Below are 16,861 nucleotides of genomic sequence, written 5' to 3' on the forward strand. Positions count from 1 at the left end.
CCATCAAGCCAAAGAAGAGATACACATAAAAGTCTCCCAAGCCTCTGTACCCGTAAGGGTTACGCCCCACGGTATAACGAATGGCCGCAGCGATCGCAGCAACTCCCATCAGAAAGAACACAAATGCATAAAGATGGTCTCCTTTAAGGGAAACAAAAATTAGTGACAAACCGGAAATTAACGCCAAAAGGGAGGTGGCGACCACTGCCCGTTTCATCTGCTTCAGGGAAATAATGCCTTGCTGTATTGCTCGCTGGGGGCCCTGACGTTCGTTATTGTCGGCTCCGGACACTGCATCGCCGTAATCGTTGGCGAGATTAGAGAGGATTTGCAGAAACAGGGTCGTCATTGAGGCCCATATAAGAACAGCCATTCGGAACGAATTGGAATCGACGGCCAGGAAAGAGCCCATGAAAATAGTCGATAGTGCCAGCGGCAAAGTTCTGAGTCGTAATGATACAATCCATGCTTTTATATTCGACATAATTGATTTTTAAAATGAATATGGGTATCTAAAATAACAAAAACGGAGTGGAAACGTTTTCGGATGCCAAAATTACTGTTTTTTTGGAGGAAGATATGCAATCGGAGACTTTGATTGTTGAATTTAGCTTTTTGCTCTTACATTCCGATACGCGTTATTATGAGCCCGCTAAGAATTTATTGCTATTTCAAGCCAGTCTATTTTAAATAAAGAGAATTAAGAATCGTGAAAATCTTTGCGGGATAGGGGTCTCTCTTTCAGTGGGTCAGTGGGTGAGCAAAAGCGGAAAACCCAATAACCCTAATTTTAAAAATATACATCTGATTCAGAGATTTTTGCAAAATTTTAACGGACTATTAGCGTATGAAACGAAGCAAATTGAACGGTTAATATGTAATTTAGCGGAAAATCGTGATAAATAACAAAAACCGGTAAGGGTTTTTTGCTGGTTTGGTGTCATTAATGTGATTGAAACAAACAAAATGGAATTACCACGATCGGAAAAAGAGATTATTCGACTCATAGCCAGGAGTGATGAACATGTTTTTGAACAGCTGTTCCGGTCGTGGTATGCCCGCTTGACGTTGTTTGCTTTTAAATTTCTGTCGGACAGGCAGGAGGCTGAAAGTATTGTACAGATGGTATTTATAAAGTACTGGGAGAAACGGAAAGAGCTAAAGATTGAATCGTTGAACAGTTATTTGATGACTGCTGTACGCAACAGTTGCCTGAACGAATTAAAGCGAAGACCCCATTTTTATTCTGTGGAAGAACAGTTTAACCTGGCTGATGAGACTGATGATGACGGATTTGATGAAGAGCTGATGGAAAAAGTTCAGGCGGCCATTGATGAAATGCCGCCGCAACGACAAAAGATTTTTAAAATGAGCCGGTTTGAGGGGGTAAAATATAAAGAGATTGCTTCCCGTCTTGGCATTTCACCAAAAACAGTGGAGGCCCAGATGGGAAAAGCACTAAAGACGCTGAGGGAGATGTTTAATCCCCGGAGCACCAAAAAGAGTTTAGGGCAGGGTAATTAACTGATGAAAAGATTTTTGATTATCACTATCCATAAAAACAAAAAGCATTCAATAAATAGTTGAAAATGATGTCGGAAAGAGATAAAAATATTGACTGGGAACTTGCAGCTCGTGTACTGAGCGGAGAGGCTGATGAGATTGACAACGGACTGTTGGAACAATGGCTCAATGCCGATGACGCCAACGAGCAGGAGTGGGAGCGGATAAAGGAGTCCTGGAACAAAGGGGGAAACGCATTATTTGTTCAGCAAACAGACACCGAAACGGCCTGGCAAAATGTTCGCCGGTTCAGCGTAGATGAGGTTACAGACCATGCGCAACGAAGCAGGTATTTTCATTCTGGCAGAGTGCTGGCGATGGCAGCTTCACTGATTTTGATGCTTGGACTTTCGTGGTTTTTTCTGTTAAAGCCCCAGGGTCAGAAATCTGATCTGATTGTTTCCAATACCACCCGGGAGGAGATGGTACTTAGCGACGGTAGCAAGATTACTCTGAACAATCGTTCCAGGTTTTTGTGCCAACAACCTTTTAGCGCGGAGGAGCGTACCGTGCAATTGGAAGGTGAAGGTTTTTTCGATATTGAAGGTAACCGGGAATGGCCTTTCGTTATTCAAACGGACGATGTAACCATTCGTGTGACCGGCACGAAATTTAATGTGCGGGCTTATCCCAACCTGGATGTTACCGAAGTAGCAGTTCTTGAAGGCCGGGTTGAGGTAGTCCCGCCATCCGGGGATGAATTGATTGTCCTCACCGGGGGCCAGACCGCCTGGTTTGATAAGAAAAGCCGCATGTTTTCTATTCGCGAGTCAACAGATCCAAACCTATTATCGTGGATAACCCGGCAAATAAGGTTTGATGAAACGCCGCTGGAGGAGGTAACCGAAACTCTTGAGCGCGTTTATGATGCGAATATTCAACTTGCTGATGAAGCATTGGGCGGACAAAAGCTTACGGCCCGGTTTAGTGACAACTCACTGGATTTTGTTCTTGAAGTGGTTTGTACTACCTTTAATCTTGAAACAAAAAGAGAAGGCGAAACAATTTTTTTGTCGGCCGGAAATGAATAATGCAGTTGAGGAATTGTACCGAAATACTCTGAAGCTTTTAATTTGTTCTTTTGCCCTTTAATTTTCTTGGAAAATCATTAAATAGACCGCTATTCGCAGAATTTTCAAGTTGCTTAAGAACAAAATTGAGCCCATGGAAACCACTTCCGGTTCTGAGTTGACAACATAGAACCTTTTCGGAGCAGGCTCATAATTACATTGTTTAAAACAGACAATTTTTTTCATTATAACCCTTTAGAATGCTGCTCATTAGTTTGGTATATGTGGGACTGATTGCAAAACTTTAAAATTACTAAGTTGTTTCATTTTGTTCTCATTTTAATTGAACGATGGTTGTTTGATGCCAGGAATGATATTTTTTCAGAAATATACAAAGAGGATAAAAGCCAACAGTATTTTACTGAAATACTTGGTGTTGGTTTTTGTATGTCTCCTGCTTTCTTTTCCCACCCTGGGGCAGGAAAATATTCTGGACAGGAAATATTCATTTGGCTACGATAGTATCTCCATTTCTGCATTTTTTGATTCTCTTTCGGTTCGTTACGATATTGCTTTCTCTTATGATGCTTCTCTTGTCAGGGGCGACAGCATTTTTAATGCCCGGGCCGATTCTGTTTTTCTGGATAAATGGCTGAAGAAAAAGCTTAAGCAGGAAGATTTGGAAATTCATCAGATGGATCGGCAAATTATTATTTCTTCCGAACCGGCCCGTGTTACTGTTAAATCCATTCACATTGAGGGTGTTGTGGTTGATTCTGTTAGTGGTGAGCCTATGGATATGGTCAATATAGGTATTCTTGGGAAAAGCCTGGGAACTGCGTCTAATCGTCAGGGGAAGTTTGGATTTTATTTGCCTGCAGAGTATGTAGGAGAAAAACTGGTATTTTCCAGTTTGGGTTACCGGCGCGATTCGTTAATTATTCCTGCGTCAGATACCACTATTGTTGTTGCTCTTGGCGAAACATCGGTGGAGTTGCCCGAAGTGCTGGTGAAGCTTGTGGAGCCGGATATGATCATGAATGAGGTGGTTCGTCGAAAAAAGAACAATTATGCAAATGATCCATTGATTTTGACTGCTTTTTTCAGAGAAACCATTCAGCAGGACGAAAAGTATGTGGATGTTTCTGAAGCGGTGGTTGAAATATTTAAACCACCTTATCATCAGGAATATGCCCTGGAACGCGTTCGTTTTGTGAAAGGGCGCAAGGGGGAGTTTAGCGGCGATATGGAGATGATTGATTTCAAACTGCAGGGAGGGCCTTTCCTGTTTAGTCGTGTGGATATTGTTCGCCAGGGTGGTTTTTTGCCCGATGCAACCGGAAATTCTGTGTACAAGTATTTTTTTAAAAGGATGGATTATGACCACGGACGTCGGGTTTTTGTGGTAGGTTTTGAACCACACAACGATTCCGGAGAATTGCTTTATGAGGGAGAGATTGTGGTGGAGGAAAAATCCTTTGCCATTGTAGGGGCCACCTTTGAAATGACCAATAAAACCATCCGGAAGAGTCGGGAATACCTGATCCGGCGCGATAGTCGTCGTTTTCGCACTAAGCCTTCTTTTGCACGTTACCACATCGACTACCGCCCCTTGAAAGACAAGTGGGTACTGAACAGTGTCAGGGGGGAGGTGAATATGAAGGTAATCGACCGTAAGGAAAATTTACGCACTGTTTTTAATACAGTTTCTGAATTGCTGGTTACTGATTTAAGACCGGGAGAACGGAAAGAATTTAGATGGAATGAGTCTTTCCGTGCCGACTATATTCTTTCCGACCAGATTGAGTCGTACGACAAGGATTTTTGGTCCAGATACAATATTATCAGTCCTGATGAATCGGTGGAGAAGATTTTTGAGAAGGAGGAGTAGGTTTTATTTGATGGCACGATTGACCGGAGAAACTTATTTTTTGAAATAGGATTGCTTCGTTCTGTTTGCAATGACACCGCCAACCCCCAAAAGTCCGCAATGTCCTATCATTGCGGGTGGCTACCCCAAAAATTTTGTGGCACAATGTATTTATTACAGAATTGGCCCGTCCCCGCAGGGGGCAAACTTGAATACCCCCGGGATGTTAGCCTGGGGTAAGCTTGACTGACTGACAAATGAATCGGTCCCTGAATGGGGGTCAATTATTAATGGCTTGATTTATTGCCTGTTATAAAAAAAACTATCACTGGTTACGAAGTAAAGCAATCTCAATATTTTAACCGAAGATCAGTGATTTACTCATATAAGAAACATAAGAGGGAAAATGGGTGAACCATTTAAGCCGTTTGGGTTTTTAACAAAATAGTGGGATGGCCAGACTTCTTGCAACACAATACTAAGATGTAACTTTCAGGAGATTCTGGTTTATTGGAAAACCATGAGGATGTGTGAAAATGAATTTCTGGTTTCGTTGGAGAGTTGTACTATTGAAAAAAAGCCAAACTTATCAAATGATAACGGCGGATCAGAATCCGCCGCACCTATGTTGTTTTAAAATCAAATTTTAAGCAGGAAAGTAAATTTTCCTGAATTACGCACAATGCTGCTGAAGGTAACTGAGTGTGGAACCTACCGATTGCAGATGCGTCATTTCTTCGTTTTTAACGTTTACTTTGAAGCGCGTTTCCAGGTAAAACAAGAAACAGGCCATATCCACATCATCCATAAAAAGATCCTCGGTTAATGATGCTCTCTCATCAATTACATTGCGAGGTATACCGGTCATTCTGAACACCTTGTACAGGTTACGTCTAATTGATTTTGCATTCATAAGGCAACTCTCTTTTTGATGGTTTAATAGTATGACAACTGAAAAAGAGGTTGCACGTATAGAATGGATTGATTTTTTTCAAATAGTCAGAGACATGTTTTTTTCTTCTATCATTTTCCGCATATTGATAAGAGCGTAACGCATACGTCCCAATGCTGTATTGATACTTACATTGGTTTCTTCAGCAATTTCCTTAAATGAAAGCCCGAAATAGTGACGTAAACGAATCACTTCCTTTTGCGAATCGGGGAGCAGTTCCACCAACGACGCCACTTCACTGAGCAGTTGCTCATGCACCATCTGGTCCTCAATGGTTTGGTCGGAATAGCGTGAATTGTTGAGCAGATCATAGCTGTGCTGGTCGTTGGAAACTATCTGCTGATTCTTTTGTTTCCGGAAGTGATCGATGATGAGGTTGTGCGCAATGCGCATTACCCAGGAGGTGAAACGGCCGTTTTCGGCATATTTGCCGGCTTTGAGCGAATGAATCACTTTTACAAATACGTCCTGAAAGATGTCCTCTGCCAAATCGCGTTGCCTGACCATCAGAAAAATGAAGGAATAAATGCGCTGATGATGTCTTTCAATCAATAGATCGATACATCTGGAATCTCCTGATATAAACTTTTTTACAAGCTCTTCATCAGACAGGATGTTCAGTTCTGTCATCATAATTAAAATTTAAAGTTTGCTTGTAAAAATGCGCAATAGGCTTTCGTTTTTTAAGTTAAATGAGGTATTGTGTTATTAATTCGTGGTCTAAATAACAAAAAAATACACAATTTTCCAAATGTTAAATCTTTTTGTTTATTTGTTTTATTTGTCGTTTTACCTCTTTTATGAGTTTGTCTTTAAGCTGAGGGTATTGTGAAGCCTGCTCTTTGAAGGCTTTTTCGGTTTTTTGTGCCTGCTGATACAAGGCAGATGCCTCCATTGTTCCTACGATTCCTTTTAGTGAATGCAGTAAACGTTCAATCTCTTCTGTTTCCTCATATTCTGCAAGTTGTTTCAACCGCATGTCAATATCTGCATAGTCGTGGCAGAACCCCTTGAGCAGCCGGTTGTATAGGTCAGATCGACCCCCCATGCGACGAATTCCTGCCTGTACATCGAGTCCTTCAATTTTAGGAAATTTGTATTCCCTTCCTTTTTCAGAATGTTGCATGATGGCATCGGAATCTTTTGTTTCACCAAATACCAGTCGGTAAATAACTCTGAACAGGTCATCCGGGTCAATGGGTTTGGCCACCAGGCCTGTCATGCCGGCTTGAAGGCATTGGCTTTCCACATCGCCGAGTGCTTCTGCGGTCATGGCAATTACCGGGACTTCATTCCAGCCTTCCATTCGTTTCAACCTGCGGGTTGCGGTATATCCGTTCATGCCAGGCATGTGTATATCCATCACTATCAGGTCGTAGGGGCAGCTGCCGTCATTTTCTTTAGCCAGATCCAGAGCCTCCTGTCCGTTCACAGCCAAATCAGTTTTGATGTTTGCCATAGCCAAAAGCTCGGTGGTAAGTTCGCGATTGGTGTCATTGTCTTCGACCATCAGTAGCTTTAGTGGCTTTTCTTTGAGAAGAAGTTCTTTGTAGTTCTTTTTCCTGGAACCACCTTCTGCTTGAGCAAAATCAGCACCTCCCATTGCATCCATCAGGGTGTCAAACAAGGTAGAATAGTTAGCGGGCTTGTGCATCAATACATAGGAAACTTTATTCTGGGGCCATATATTTTTGAGGTCTTCATCCTGAAATGGAGATGCCATAATAACAAGGTGTTCAAATTTATCGCTGTATTGAACCAGGTCATTGATGGCTTCTTCTCCGGTTTGCGTTATCATTGTCCAATCGACGAAGAGCAACCACAGTGGGGAGGATGAACTAATACTTTCCAGTTTAGAAAGCAGGGATTTGTAAGCACAGGTGCGGTGTACTTTAAACCCAAAATCGGTAAGCATACTTTTCAGGGCGATGGCTGTTTTGGCATTGTTGCAGCCTATTAGTGCCTCATCGCCTTCCACTTCGAAGGCATGGCGCATCTGATCTTTCTTCTGAATAAGCTGACGGTCGATGACGGCTGTAAAATAGAAGGTACTGCCTTTTCCATAATCACTCTCCACCCAGATTTCGCCACCCATCATTTGGGTGATGCGTTTGCAGATGGCCAGTCCAAGTCCTGAACCACCATATTTTCTGGTCGTGGAAACATCGGCTTGTGAGAATGCCTTGAACAGATTGTTTTTTTGCTCTTCTTTTAGGCCGATTCCCGTATCTTCAACGGCAAACAGCAATTCTGTTTTTTCACTTTCCGTTGATTTGAGGCTGATTTTCACATTTACATGGCCTTTGTCGGTAAATTTAACGGCATTGTTCACTAGGTTGACCAAAACCTGTTCCAGTCGCAGGGGGTCGCCAACAAGACTTAGCGGAACTTCGGGTGCGATGTCAAATACCAGTTCCAGATTTTTTTCATTGGCCCGGAATAGTACCATGTCGGCCAGATTCTGAAGTACCTGTTCCAAATCAAAATCGATGTATTCCAAATCCAGTCTTCCGGCTTCAATTTTTGAGAAGTCCAGGATGTCGTTGATGATACCCAACAGGGAGCGTGAGGAGGATTGAATGCGTTTGAGGTAATCGCTCTGTCCACGGAATCCTGATTTCTCAAGTCCCAGATGTGTCCAGCCAATGATGGCATTCAGAGGCGTTCGTATTTCGTGGCTCATACGTGCCAGGAAATCACTTTTGGCACGGGTGGCGGCTTCGGCTGCCTCCTTGGCTTTTTGCAGTTCAATATTGCTCTGATAACGCGCGATCATCAGCCCCATGGTGACGGCAAAAGCTTTAAAGAGCGTCTTTTGCGATTCGTTCCAGTTGGCCGATCTCATCTCCATTCCAAATCCAATGAATCCCCAGAAGGAATCATGAACAAACACCGGAATGATAAGTGCTGAAGTGGAACTCATGCGGGCCAGAAATGATTTTTCACGCGGATTGGCGGAATGAACGTTTATTTCAAGGTCTTTTTGGTCGCTTAGTGCAAAATACCAGGAGGGACTGATTTTTTCGTAGGCAAGGTCTATCAAATCTTTTCGGTGGATGGGTTCCAGTGATGAGTGTTCCCATTCTACGAAATGTTTGAAAAGCAGTTGCCCTGGTTCGTTGCGGTAATTCCGGAATGCAAAGGCGCGATCCACTCCGGCGCCATCTCCCAGTACCCGCAGCGCTTTTAAGAGTGCTTCTTTGAAGTTGGTACTGGCAATCAGTTCTTTGAGCGCTTCAGAGACTCCTTCAAGGAGTTTGTCGCGCATCATTATTTCATTGACAGCATTTTTTTGGGCTGTAATATCAATGATTACTCCCTGGAAAGTTGTTTCACCCGTTTGACGGTCAACTACGGGTAGTCCTTTTTCATACACCCATTTGCGGTTGCCCACCAAGTCGCGAATCCGGTATTCCATCTCGAAAGATGACTGACTATTGAGGGCCTTGTTGAGGATGGCTCTTACTTTGTTCCGATCTTCTTTTTCGATAAAAGGAATAATGGATTGTCCTTCATGGATGAAAGCGTTGATACCGAGTCCGATGATATTCTCGACCCCTCCGCTAATGAACAGCATGGAGCGCTTGAAGTCGCTCAGGCAATGGTAAACAATCCCGGGTACGTTGGTTACGATGTTGCGATAGTTTTCACGACTTCGTTCCAGATCCTGCAATGCTTTGCGCAGATCGGTGATGTCGGTGGAGACTCCGCAGACAGAAATAACATTGCCATTGCTGTCTTTGATGGGGAACTTATTGGAAAGAAAAGTGCGTTTTCCTCTTCCTGAAGGGAAGAATTCTTCTTTTTGAATGGACTTGCTCCCGATCAATACTTCTTCATCATTTTTGAAGAATGCAGCAGCAACCTCTTCAGGGAAAATATCTTTGTCGCAGCGGCCAATAATTCGGTGGGCCTCCAGTCCCAGAGTCTCTTCCATGGGCTGATTGATGAGGGTGTAGCGCCCTTCCCGGTTTTTCACATAAATGAGTGCAGAGCTGTTGTTGATGATGTCATTGAGCAGTTGTCTATTGGATTGCAACTGCTTGTTGGACTGTTCCCTGAGTTCTTCGTCGTGTTTGATTCTTTTAAAATATATAATAGCCATCCAAAGACCTACAATAATGGCCAGTGACATAAAAACAGAAAGCAAAACAAATCCTATCATGACCCAACGCTCCATAGCATGATTCTGAAGGGAGTTGGCTTTTTCGCCGGCCTTTTGAATGCTTTCAGAGCTGCGATCCATCAGTATTTGTACCCGGGCAATTTCTTCCAGTGCAGTTACCAGTTCCAGCATTTCGGACTGATAGCCTGCAAGACCGATTCTGAGGCTGGTTAGTGACTCATACGAAGCAGATTGGGGTGAGACAACATCAGGTGGGGGTATCAGACTGACAATCCGTTTAAAAACGGTATCCACCATTTCTCTGGTGACCACGTGTTCGGGGAAGTTCCACAACTTTTTTTCTATCTCTTTCAGGTGGAGCAACTGAAACATCAGGTCATTGTACAAGTCGGGCTCGCCGTTTCCTTCCGAGTTGGTGGTTATTAACCGTTTGGGAAGTGGCTGTCGGGCGGCGGCAAAAACCTGCTGAAACAGGGTATCCATTTTACGTTCTGTGTCGCTCCGTTTTTTTTTGAGGTTGATGACCACCACCCAATAACGTTTGTAGTCATCCAGCCAACTGTTGACCGCTGTTAGTTCTTCCCGGCTGCTGTTGTTAAGCCTGCTTTCCCGGGCTTCCTGCATAAGAATTTCGATGCCCCGGGTGAGACTGTCAACCATGTGGGTGGAAGTGGTATCGCTTTTTAAAGTGAGATTTTCCGCCTGTATGCGTGAAATATATATTTGCTGAAGCAACAGGTCAACTTTTTCCGTACTTCGCACCCAGTCTTTTAGCCTGGCAATTCCAAAAAGTGTGAACCCGGCAACCAGAACCAGTAGTACAAGATTGAAAAGATACCCGCCAAGTACCTTTTGACTGATGGAGCCGTTTGATTTAAAAAGTGTTATTAATTTTTGGAACATACCATGTCCTTCCTGTTGCTTTAACACCACAAAAATGAGAAAAAATTGTTAACAATCTATCTTTTGCTTCAATTATGAGTTCACAATTTTATTTTAATATTTTTTAGCGGAGCCTGGTTGGCGAAAAGTAATTGCTTCACTTCGTTTGCAGGTGTTTAATTGATATTACTGGTTCGGAGGGGTTTATTTTTGGCTTTACGGAAAATCAACACCCTCCAAACCACCTCGTCGCATCGGAACAGAATTATTTGCCATTGAATAATTTTTTTTAATGGTTTTCGTTTTAGTGAAAAGCTGAATTAGCCATCCTTGGTTAGCCAGTGAGTTGAACCATTAAAATAAAAATTGCTTATGAAGAATTGTTCTACTATGGATTTGGATTATATTATCTCTAAAAGTCATTATTTGCAGGATTTATTGTTGCGGCTGCCCGATGCTCAGATCCGTGAAATGCTTATTTCCCCAAGGAGAGAGCTGGTCGAAAATCTGAAAAAACGAATTCACGCAAGGTTGGAAATGGAAAACTGAGGCAGAGGACATGGGGCATGGAGCACAGTTCAAAAGGCGTGGAGCTTTGAGAAAAGAGCTACGAGCATCCGTCCGTGTGGATTTCAGAATCCTCACGTTTTAAGTCTTCCGGATTTGAAACCCCCCTCGGCAATTGGTGTTATTTTCGGACTGGAAGGGGCTCCAACTAAAAGAAAGAGTGGTTTAATGGAGTTTTCCCGGATTTCAGTTCATAATGATCAATAAGAAAGGTATGAGGCTCTGTAGGTTAAAATGTTATCTTGTTCTAATTCTGTTTCCTATAATTTCAGAATCAGGGTGTACAGCCAGGAATCATATTGATACAGATACTCAGAGCGACAACTATGATTCATTACGGATAGTTCTTGAGAGTGTTTATGATAGCGATCAAAGTATTAGAAAGCAAATGCATGATCCGGTATATAAAGATTCCATTAGGCAGTTAAAGTATATTTCGCAGATGATTGCAATTGACCAAGAGAATTTACATAAAGTACTACCAATTCTAGAAAAATATGGTTGGATTCCTCAAAGCAAGATTGGAGAAAAAGCAAGTGATGCTATATTTTACGTGATTCAACATTCTAGTATAGAATTAATGGAAAAATATTTTTGGCAATTAGACAGTTTGGCATTGCTTGGAGAAGCAAGCAGGAAAAATGCCGCTATGATGGAGGATAGATTGCTAATGGGGAAAGGATTAAAACAAATATATGGGTCACAAGCAACAACGAATCTGCGACCTGATAAATCTCTTGTAATATGGCCGGTTAGTCAACCTGATAAAGTTGACAGCCTAAGAAAATCTGTTGGATTTGAATTAAGTGTTTTGGAAAATGCGGATAGAATCGGCGCAGTTTTTAACCCAAATGAAGAGTTGCCGATAAAAGACCTTCATAAATAAAACAGATTCTAAACGCATATTTATTAAGGTCCGGGAGGGCTATTCGAAGTGGTTTATAAATCCAAGAAATAAAGCAATGTAGATTTAAGCTGGGCTGTTCCGCTTTTCTTGTAAAGAAATCATCCCTCCTGTCTGCATCGGCCTTTGGAGTACTAACAGCTAATAATCCTTATCCTCATCCTCTTTAAGCATGTTTTTTGTAGAAAGCAGGCCACATGCAGCATAGATGTCCTCACCTCTTGAGCGGCGTATGGTGGTTGTCAGGCCTTTTTTGATGAGTTGATCTGCGAACCATTTCATTTTTTCATCAGAAGAGCCACGGAGCGGAGAATCAGGGATAGGGTGAAACCGGATGAGATTAATGCGACACCGTATTCCATTGAGCAGTTTGGTGAGTCCCTTAACATGTGCAGGGGTGTCGTTCACTCCATCGAACATGATGTACTCAAAAGAGATTCTTCTCTGGCGACCAAAATCATATTCTTTTAAAGCTGTGATGACCTCCTCGATGGGATAAACCTGTTCGATGGGCATTAGCTTTTTTCGTTCCTCGTTAAACGGGGTATGTAGACTAATTGCCAGGTGGGCATCGCTTTCTTCGATAAATCGTCGCATGGCAGGTTCCACTCCAATAGTAGAAACATTGATACGCCGTGGGCTCCAGCCCATGCCCCAGTCGGAAGTGAAGATTTCCAGACTTTTCAACACATTTTCAATGTTATCCATCGGTTCTCCCATTCCCATATAAACCACATTGGTGAGTTGGTCGCTTTCGGGAAGACTGATAACCTGGTTGACCATTTCGCCGGCGGTCAGTTGGCCCTGAAAGCCCTGCTTGCCGGTCATGCAAAAGAGGCATCCCATTTTACAGCCAATCTGCGATGAAATGCATAGTGTATGGCGATCGTTCTCAGGAATGTATGCAGCCTCAATGAAGAGTCCTTTGTGGGCGGGATAGAGGTACTTTTTTGTGCCATCGACCGATGCCTGCTCCTTGGAGGGAGCCACACGTCCGATTTCATATTTTTCTTTCAGCTTTGTTCGGGCATCTTTGGAAAGGTTGGTCATCTCATCAATTTCACTTACTCCTTTCTGATAAAGCCATTGGGCCATTTGTTTGGCCGTGAAACCGGGTAATCCGTTTTCTGATGCAGTGACTTTCAACTCTTCCAGTGTTTTTCCAAAAAGCGCTTCCATGATGTGTTTTTTAATTGTAACGGGGCAAAGGTAAGGATAAAAAGCAGAAAAGAGCTGTCGCCGGAATACCCCGAAAGACAGCTCTTTTGATTGTTTCTGAATTCGATGAAGATTTATTTTACATAGGTATCAAGGCCAATGTAACCTTCAAGTGATTTAAGATAATCAGCCGATTTAAACTTCTTAATGTTTTGCTCGGCAAGTTCAATGCTCGATTTGATATTTGCTTTTACTTCAGGTTCAATGTTTTTCCAGTTTACGAGGTAATCACGTAAATATTTCAGATGTTTCTGCCACAGGCTGATGTCACCCAGTTGCTTGTTCGTCAGGCGCTCGTGGTACCAGTCACTGGCCAGCATATTTTCCAGGGTAAACATCTTTCTGATTTCCGGATCGTCAATGGTTTTGCCATTGTACTCACCATAAGCCATTGTATGAAGAATTGCTTTCAATGGAGGGACCGCACCTTCCACGCTGCCATCTTCAAAATAGCTTGTGGCCACTCGTTGTTGAGCTTCCACAATGTTGTTTATCCCGTCAACAAAAACATCCAGATCCTGTGTTTCGGGTTGTAGCATTTCACTGTTAAATACTGCATCCGGATTTTCAAAGACACGCCCCAGGAAAGTGCGGGTAAACTTCCCATTTATCCGGTAACCCAGACGTGAAGCTAGGACTTTTTCACCATTATGCTCAAAGTCTTCCAGTTTTTCCAGGTAATTGTGTTCTTTCAGGAATTCCGGGTCTGCCTCTTCAGGACTCAGTCTGCTCCATATTTCGGGCACCAGCAGGCTGATGTCGTGATCCACGCGATAATATGGACCGATGTGTCCTGCTGCAGTGGTGAAGCCCGCATAGCCTGTAAGAATGAAGGAAACCAATGCGTTATTGAGGTCGGTGACCGGGCTCAGCGCATTAAAAGGCCCTTTGGTTAATGCACCCTCTGAGCCGGCACCTGTTGTTGATGGCGACTTTCCTGTAAGACTGCATACAAAGTCCATGAAAAGTTCGGGCAGGTCCTGATAATGAACGGGGTTGAAAACCGCCAGAGGACGAATGCCGGGTTGTGGGGGATTGTTTCTGCGTCCGCCCAACACTGCATTTACCGGAGTGAGTACTGGTTGATCGGCAGGTGCCTTCCGGTACAGGCGTGTTCCCATTTCAGCAATATAGTTTTCACGGTGCTTGATGAGGCCGGGGCGATTTTGCAGATAACGCACATTGGCCGAAGGTTTGCCTTCAAAAATCCGCGGGTGAGAAGAGGAAACAAAGTAATTGAATTCTTTCTTTTTGGCCACCTCTTTAATCAGGCATTTCATCGGTTGCGTGTATTTGTCAAACTCGATGGCATCATCCATAATCTCCTTTGCGTCACTGATGGTCAGCGGCTCAAAGTTGGAGATAAATGTGTTGGGGGTTGACAGGTCAATTTCAGCCTGCTTGTCGTATCCCCGATGAACGGCTTCATCAGGTCGCTGGAAGAAACGATACTCACAATTGGTGATAAACTTGGCAGAAGGATGGTTAAAATTCGGAGCCAAATTCTTCAACTGTGAAGTGGGAACAACGGTGGAGACCGTAATATCGTCCTCCATCTGCAGCTTATCGCTGGCAATATAATCCTGACGCAGTTTAAAAGTACGCCATGCTCCTTCGCCCGTTAGACCTACCCGCAGGTAACTTGCTACGAGCTTGCGATTTTTGAACTTCAGCTCGTTTCCGTATTTCCCATCAATAATATCAACCGTAAAGTGCTTTTTCCATTCATTTCCCCATTCGGGATGATAGAAGCGCTTGACGATGTAAACCAATCCCTTAACGTGATGTGGAATGGTTTCCAGCCAGTCGTTGTACTCTTTGGTGTATCGGTTGGGCGAAGGGGTCAGCAACTTAATAACCGAGCCAAGCGACCGTTTGGAACTCAGAATAGGTCTGTCCTTATCTGTCTTAATGTGTGGAAGATAGATGTCGGAATAATTCTTGTTCATAATCTCTTCCACCTTTTTGAAATCATTTTCATAATCGGCGGTGAAGAAAGGCCCGTAAATGATGGCATCTTCAATGGATTTTGAGATTTCTGACTTTCCTCCTCCCGAGACAGTAGAGGGCTTGTGGCAGAAAGTTCCTTCGGCCACTGAACCAATTAGTCTCCATGATGGAACAAATGGATTTTTGTTCATCCGAACCTTATATCCTGCAGGCAGCATATAAGTGTTTTTTGGATTCAGTCTAATGGATTGTTCTTTACCTTTTTGATTCCAGCTGACTTTCTGTTCCATCAGATTGAAGGCCGCATCCTCAGGAACATAAACAATGTCCTTGTAATTTTTATCGACAGCGTATCCTTCGGGTTTTAGCTCCATGTAATTGCTGTACATGGAAGTCATTTTCTCAAAGGCAAGGTCGTTGTGATTGAATTGGTTTCGGTCAGAAAATTCGTCTCCCAGATTGTAGGTTGGGAATGCAATGGCTCCCCCGGCGTGTTCTTCCTCCACGTTTCCGAGCAGGTTGGCGGCATAACCGATTTGTGTTTTGACTTCTTTCTTGGAGTAACCAAAATAGTTGTCGGCAATAAGAGTCACGATGACACCCTCGGCAGTACGGGCGGTAACTTTGAAAGCACCTCCGTCATTGTAGAGCTCATCTTCTTTTTCCCAGCACATGCCATCGCGTTTCTGCCGTTGGGTAGCTTCACTGATGTTTGGAAGACCCACATCTTTTTTCTTAAGTTTGGTCAAATGCGGAGCCAGAATCACACAACCCGTATGACCAGTCCAGCCTTCAACGTCAAGGGCCGAATCGTTTTCGGTTAGATAGGGGTCCCCGGCATTACCGAAGATAGATTCTACAAAGTCCAGATTACTGACCAGGTTACCCGGGGCAAAGAAGCGGATTTCCATTCTTCTTTCTTTGTTCTTTGTACCTACAGCTGGTTCCACAACAGGTTTAAGCAATAATGAAACAAAAGAAGCAGCTTTTTTCTCCTGCGTGGAGGTGAAAGGTATCTCCAGCAACTCTTTGGGGGGTTGCAATGCTTTCTCCAAAAGATGTGCAAAGGCAATCTTGGGAACTCCCTTTTTGTCATTCGGTATGGGAAGTCCCTCTTCCACCACATGAAAAACCCCTTTGGTGGTTCTGCGGTCGTTTTTAGGATTGTTCAGAATTCCCTGCTTCAACCGGAAGGAATGTATAATGTCGCTCTCAAATTTATCGGCGTCGGGTGGCAGGGACAATGCACGGGCAATGCCATGGTTGTCAACAATAAAGGTTTCTGCCGGGAGTCTTAAATCTATCTTGTCTTTGAAATCCGACAGGTAGTTGTCCAGGAAATTCTGGATGCGCTGGTCGGCCGGGCAAAGATATGATGTCAGCAGGCGGTTTTTTTCTTTGTAGTTTTTAATCAGGTCGTTGGCCAACTCCAGAAGGCCCATTCGTGAAGTTGAGTTGAAATAAGGCTGGCCCATTGCTGCCAGTTTGAGGTTGATGTACTCAATGACCCTTTTAGGTTTGGGAATTTCATTGGTGCCATCCTCTTTAAATCCAAATGATTTCTTTAGATCCATACTATCAGTATTTTTTATTTATTTCTTTCGCTTTGTGAGATAGGAAATGTAACGCAATAATAAAAAAAATTCAACAAGTTGCCGGTAAAACGAATCAACTTAAATGTTAAATAGTCTAAAAGTAGATTTCTGCTATTATATTGTCATAAAAGATGCCCTTGCTGACTAAAATGTCACGAACATCGACAACCATATTGGCGCTTCCACAAAGGTAATATTTTATATTGTCTGGTAAATTATTTTGT

Annotated in this window: 11 protein-coding genes; 5 read left to right on the top strand and 6 right to left on the bottom strand. The window is 43.2% G+C overall.

What is annotated here, in order from left to right:
• Window positions 1-484: 1,4-dihydroxy-2-naphthoate octaprenyltransferase (gene menA, locus QZZ43_RS12430; RefSeq protein ID WP_291859776.1), on the bottom strand; the 484-nt coding region annotated here is incomplete at its 3' end.
• A 482-nt stretch (window positions 485-966) separates the two neighbouring features.
• Here menA and QZZ43_RS12435 point away from each other — a divergent pair.
• The 3 genes from QZZ43_RS12435 (at window position 967) to QZZ43_RS12445 (ending at window position 4,464) form a co-directional block, all read left to right on the top strand.
• Complete coding sequence (locus tag QZZ43_RS12435; protein WP_291859778.1) at window positions 967-1,524, top strand: RNA polymerase sigma-70 factor; 558 nt, start codon at window positions 967-969, stop codon at window positions 1,522-1,524.
• Between the two features lie 65 nt (window positions 1,525-1,589).
• Complete coding sequence (locus tag QZZ43_RS12440; protein ID WP_291859781.1) at window positions 1,590-2,594, top strand: FecR domain-containing protein; 1,005 nt, start codon at window positions 1,590-1,592, stop codon at window positions 2,592-2,594.
• Between the two features lie 340 nt (window positions 2,595-2,934).
• Window positions 2,935-4,464: a carboxypeptidase-like regulatory domain-containing protein gene (locus tag QZZ43_RS12445; RefSeq protein ID WP_291859784.1), complete on the top strand. Its 1,530-nt coding sequence runs from the start codon at window positions 2,935-2,937 to the stop codon at window positions 4,462-4,464.
• 652 nt (window positions 4,465-5,116) lie between these two features.
• On the opposite strand, the gene QZZ43_RS12450 is transcribed toward QZZ43_RS12445, so the two are convergent.
• From QZZ43_RS12450 to QZZ43_RS12460, 3 genes are all read right to left on the bottom strand, one after another.
• Window positions 5,117-5,356, bottom strand: a complete 240-nt coding sequence (locus tag QZZ43_RS12450; RefSeq protein ID WP_291859786.1) for an acyl carrier protein — start codon at window positions 5,354-5,356, stop codon at window positions 5,117-5,119.
• A gap of 78 nt (window positions 5,357-5,434) precedes the next feature.
• Entirely contained in the window at window positions 5,435-6,028 is a 594-nt protein-coding gene (locus QZZ43_RS12455) for a sigma-70 family RNA polymerase sigma factor (protein WP_291859789.1), read from the bottom strand.
• Between the two features lie 121 nt (window positions 6,029-6,149).
• Window positions 6,150-10,424 carry an ATP-binding protein gene (locus QZZ43_RS12460; RefSeq protein ID WP_291859792.1) on the bottom strand — a complete coding sequence of 1,425 codons (4,275 nt, stop codon included), beginning with the start codon at window positions 10,422-10,424 and terminating at the stop codon, window positions 6,150-6,152.
• A 351-nt stretch (window positions 10,425-10,775) separates the two neighbouring features.
• On the opposite strand from QZZ43_RS12460, the gene QZZ43_RS12465 reads away from it, so the two are divergent.
• Together QZZ43_RS12465 and QZZ43_RS12470 are read left to right on the top strand one after the other, a co-directional pair.
• A complete protein-coding gene (locus QZZ43_RS12465; protein WP_291859795.1) occupies window positions 10,776-10,952 on the top strand; it encodes a hypothetical protein in 177 nt (58 codons plus the stop codon).
• Between the two features lie 232 nt (window positions 10,953-11,184).
• The gene (locus QZZ43_RS12470; RefSeq protein ID WP_367221552.1) at window positions 11,185-11,856 is read left to right on the top strand and encodes a DUF6624 domain-containing protein; all 672 of its coding nucleotides are present in this window, start codon (window positions 11,185-11,187) and stop codon (window positions 11,854-11,856) included.
• A 159-nt stretch (window positions 11,857-12,015) separates the two neighbouring features.
• On the opposite strand, the gene rlmN is transcribed toward QZZ43_RS12470, so the two are convergent.
• Both rlmN and QZZ43_RS12480 read right to left on the bottom strand, forming a co-directional pair.
• Complete coding sequence (gene rlmN / locus QZZ43_RS12475; protein WP_291859800.1) at window positions 12,016-13,053, bottom strand: 23S rRNA (adenine(2503)-C(2))-methyltransferase RlmN; 1,038 nt, start codon at window positions 13,051-13,053, stop codon at window positions 12,016-12,018.
• Between the two features lie 113 nt (window positions 13,054-13,166).
• Entirely contained in the window at window positions 13,167-16,616 is a 3,450-nt protein-coding gene (locus QZZ43_RS12480) for a hypothetical protein (protein WP_291859802.1), read from the bottom strand.
• Between the last annotated feature and the right edge of the window lie 245 nt (window positions 16,617-16,861).

The organism is Marinilabilia sp., assembly GCF_016278715.1.
Lineage (GTDB): Bacteria > Bacteroidota > Bacteroidia > Bacteroidales > Marinilabiliaceae > Marinilabilia.